The 3,991-nt window shown below is 67.6% G+C and carries 3 protein-coding genes; 2 read left to right on the top strand and 1 reads right to left on the bottom strand.

Annotated features, from left to right (window positions below; all coding sequences use genetic code 11):
* Window positions 1-261: 261 nt before the first annotated feature.
* The gene (locus ABH940_RS36845) at window positions 262-507 is read right to left on the bottom strand and encodes a hypothetical protein (RefSeq protein ID WP_370073041.1); all 246 of its coding nucleotides are present in this window, start codon (window positions 505-507) and stop codon (window positions 262-264) included.
* A 642-nt stretch (window positions 508-1,149) separates the two neighbouring features.
* Here ABH940_RS36845 and aspS point away from each other — a divergent pair.
* Both aspS and ABH940_RS36835 read left to right on the top strand, forming a co-directional pair.
* A complete protein-coding gene (gene aspS / locus ABH940_RS36840) occupies window positions 1,150-2,469 on the top strand; it encodes an aspartate--tRNA(Asn) ligase (protein WP_370107281.1) in 1,320 nt (439 codons plus the stop codon).
* A 635-nt stretch (window positions 2,470-3,104) separates the two neighbouring features.
* Window positions 3,105-3,683, top strand: coding sequence for a hypothetical protein (locus ABH940_RS36835; RefSeq protein WP_370073039.1), 579 nt, complete (start codon window positions 3,105-3,107; stop codon window positions 3,681-3,683).
* Window positions 3,684-3,991: the final 308 nt, after the last annotated feature.

The raw sequence follows: 3,991 nt of genomic DNA, 5'->3' as shown, positions 1-3,991 counted from the left end.
GTTGCACTGACCGAGAATCTAACGCAATGACAGACACCTGCATCGTTGCGTTGAAGTAAAGCGAACGCTACCGGCGCCGGACACCACACCAACCCCCGACAACAAGCTGCCGCTCGCCCGTCCATGGGGAAGGCCTTCGGCTGGGGTGACAGGGGCCAGGGAGCCCGCTTGGTCATCACCCGCGTGATGTCGGTGATCTCCCCGCCCCAGTCTCGCTCTCCCTCAGCGTGACCTTCTGACCATCAGCCGTCCCGCGCGGGCTCAACCAACAGGTACCGTTCGCCCGGCTCGGTAGAGCAGCGCGTCCCAGCCGACAAGCACCAGAGCGCGGGCGGCCGCGCCCAGGTCGGCTTCGCCGGCGTCAGCTGGGCGCCCGCCCCGGCGATAGCGCCAGGCCACCCGGACCTGACCGCGCTTCTCCGCCTCCGCCACGGCGCCGCCGTCGACGACCACGTCGCCGTCAACCGCACACGGCGGAACGCCGGCCGCTTCCAGAGCAGGAGCCACGGCACGCCCGGCCGCACCCACTCCCACGGCGCGGGCAGGTCCAGGTGGTTGGCAGCCAGGCTGCCAAGGCACTTGGGGCTATCGGACAGGGGGGCGGACGGGCATGGCGGGCGAACCGATCGGCCGAAGTGGATCCTGGTATCCCGCAGCCTGCCCCCCGTCACCGCCCCAGCCCCGCAATGGCCGGGGCGAGAGGCCACTCGGGCAGGGAAACACAACCTCGACATGGCTCGCTGAGGCAGCTACCTTCGCCTGGTCCTCGTCGATCGCCCACGGTCGCACAGGAGTTCCTTCAGGCGGTCCGCGCTCGGGGAGATGCCCGGAAGATAACCTCTGGCCTGCGTATTTCGCTTGTGCGGGCAACCGGGCATGTCTACCCTGATGTCTCGACGCGACGAGGGAGACGAGTAGCTGCGGAACCCTGCGAGTCGAGAGAGCTGCCACCAGCTGAGACGGCAGCCTCGCATACCGCAGTGAAGACACTCCTGAGCGCGGGGAGGAAATGCCCCGCCGGTCGGCCCCCGTCACCGGGCCACGATGAGGACGTTGCCCACGGGCAACGGTGAAAGTGCGGTGGCACCGCGAGTCACCCTTCTCGCCCGCACTTCCAAGGGATCAGCCGAGGTCCGCTGGAGGACTGCGATGATCCACCCTGCAACCCGCGTACTGGTCGCCGACCTGCGCAAACACGTTGGAGAGACCGTTTCGGTCTCCGGCTGGGTGAACACCCTGCGCCTGCAACGCAAGATGCAATTCGTCCTGGTCCGCGACCACACGGGCATGACGCAAGTGACCCACAAACGCGGCGAGAGCGACCTGCTGGAACGTCAGCTCGAAGACCTCACCCTGGAGACGGCGGTGCGGATCACCGGCCGGGTCCTCGACAACCCTGTGGTCAACCTGGGCGGCCTTGAGATCGTCCCCACGAGCGTGGAGGTCCTCAACCGGGCCCATGCCCCGCTACCCATCGACGAGCACACGGGATCCGAGCACCGGCTCGACTGGCGGTTCCTCGACGTCCGCAAGCGTCCTGCCGCGCAGCTGCTGTTCGCCGTGCAGACCACAGTCGAGCAGGCGATGAGGGAGTTCGCCTACCGCGAGGGCTGCACCGAGATGCACACCCCGAAGCTGATGGGGACCGCCTCGGAGTCCGGGGCGGAAGTATTCAAGCTCGGCTACTTCGACCGCAACGCCTACCTGGCCCAGTCGCCCCAGTTCTACAAGCAGATGGCGATCGCCGCCGGCATCGACCGGGTCTTCGAGGTCGGCCCCGTCTTCCGTGCCGAGCCCTCGTTCACTTCCCGCCATGCCACCGAGTTCACCGGGCTGGACGTCGAGCTCGCCTGGATCGACGGCGTCCAGGACGTGATGGACTTCGAAGAGCACATGCTGGTCCACGCCCTGGCGACGGTGAAGAACCTCCACGGTGACGCCATTCGAGAGCATTTCGGTGTGGAGGTGACGGTGCCGGCGCTGCCGTTCCCGCGCATCACCATGGTCCGGGCCCAGCAGATCCTCAGGGCCAGGGGATGGGACCCGCAGGGGGTCAAGGAGGACCTGGACCCCGAGGGCGAACGGTGCCTGGCCGCGCACGTCAAGGAGGAGGCCGGGCACGAGTTCGTGTTCGTGACCGAGTACCCGGCAAGTATCCGGCCCTTCTATCACATGCGGCCGGCCGACCGGCCCCACTTGACGTCGAGCTTCGACCTCCTGTGGAAGGGCCTGGAGATCACCACCGGTGCCCAACGCGAGCACCGCCACGATGTGCTGCTCGAACAGGCCGCCGAAAAGGGAGTAGGAACCGAGTCGCTGCGGGACTACCTGAACTGCTTCCGCTACGGGTGCCCGCCGCACGGCGGCTTGGGCATGGGGGTGGGACGCGTGCTGATGGTGATGCTCGGCCTGGACTCGATCCGGGAAGCGACGTTCTTGTTCCGCGGGCCCAACCGGCTCACCCCGTAGGGTCCTTGACCTGCTCTGCGGGTGATGCACAGTAGCGGAGTCGCCGAGGGCGACGACTCCGCTACTGTCCACACGCGCGAACGCGACACAGCTCTCTGGCATGCGGGTGCGACCCCCAGCAGGTGCTCACGAGCGCGGGTCTGCCGGCGGGTGCGACCGACTCACCGCGATGGGGAGCCGCCCGCTCGGACCAGGCCGCCGACGGGCGCAGGCCCGCGGCCCCGCGTAGGTAACCCGGAGAAGTCCAGCTGCCAGACCTGGTGCCGGTCATCTCTCTCACGAACGCGCCCTCGCGCCGGGCGTCGAGCTGTCCACGGTCGCGCTGACAGCTCGCCGCCGGCATCAAGCTCTGAAGGCCTCGGCGGGGCGCTTGGTCCGCTTGGCCCCCCTGAGGCTGTGGCGGACCAGCCTGTCCTCACTCTTTCAGGGGGATCCCGGCGCGTCGGCAAGCCGTGGCGAGGGCTTGTATGTGACATCTGGATGGGCGCTGAGGTGGCCTCCGCGCATTGGTCTTGTTCATCTCGAAACCGTCAACACCGTTAGCCGGGAAGTCACCGGATTCGTCTGTGTCATCCCATGTTGTTCTGCCTCCTCCGGCATAGGCCTTGTGCACCTCCTTTCGGAAGGAGCTCATCGTGACCACTGCAACCACAGCCCCGGGCCGCAGAGTCCGCCGAATCCCACTCGGCTCGGGCAAAGAAGGGCGCCTGCGGCGCGCCGCGGTTGTGCGTATCGGTTTCGGCCTGGTCTGGGCGGTCGACGCGTCGTTCAAGTGGCTGCCGGGGTTCATCCACGGGCAGACGTTGAGTGACGAGCTCGGTCAGGGGACGTCGGTCCACACCCCTGTGATCCATCAGTGGATCCTGATGTGGCACGCCGTCGCCACGGCCGCTCCGGGCGCGTTCGCTGTAGGCGCGGCCCTGACGGAGACCTGCATCGCGTTGGGCTTGGTCTTCGGTGTGTTCAGCAATGCGGTGTTCATCGGCAGCGCGGTGTACTCGCTGGGTATCTGGTCGTCCGCCGAGGCGTTCGGGCTGCCGTGGACCGCCCCCGGGATCACGGATCTGGGACCGTCGGTGGCCTACATCTTCGCCTCCCTGGCGCTGTTCCACGCGAACGCGGGCGCGGTGTGGAGCCTGGACGGCTGGCTGCGGCCCAGGCTCGGCCGCCTGGCGTGGCTGTCCAGCCCGGCTGTCGAGGCGACTGCCGCCTGAAACACCACCACAGCAGCACGGGACCGTGCGCTGGTCAGCTCACACAGGCTGGTCCGCGCCCGGACCTGGCGCTCTGTCAGCGCCACCCCGAGACCAGATAGACGCCCTGGTGACGAAGTGCCCACAGGTCCCACTTGGTCAGCGCCGGCTGGACGCCGCAGGTCTCGTTGGAGTGGTGTGGCTAGCCAGGACTGACGGGCCTTCAGCCACCCATCTATGCTCGCCCGAACACAAATGCACTTGTGAGAGGCGAGGAACCCCTTGAATACGACGACTAAGGAGATCACCGCGAATGCCATCACGGCGGA

The organism is Streptacidiphilus sp. BW17 (assembly GCF_041262485.1).
Classification (GTDB): Bacteria; Actinomycetota; Actinomycetes; order Streptomycetales; family Streptomycetaceae; genus Streptacidiphilus.
The sequence above is the reverse complement of the archived record's forward strand: the minus strand, read 5'-3'. Positions and strand labels throughout refer to the sequence as shown.

Bases quoted from the DNA above. Each gene is read 5' to 3' on its own strand.
- aspS (WP_370107281.1), top strand. From the start codon at position 1,150: ATGATCCACCCTGCAACCCGCGTACTGGTCGCCGACCTGCGCAAACAC.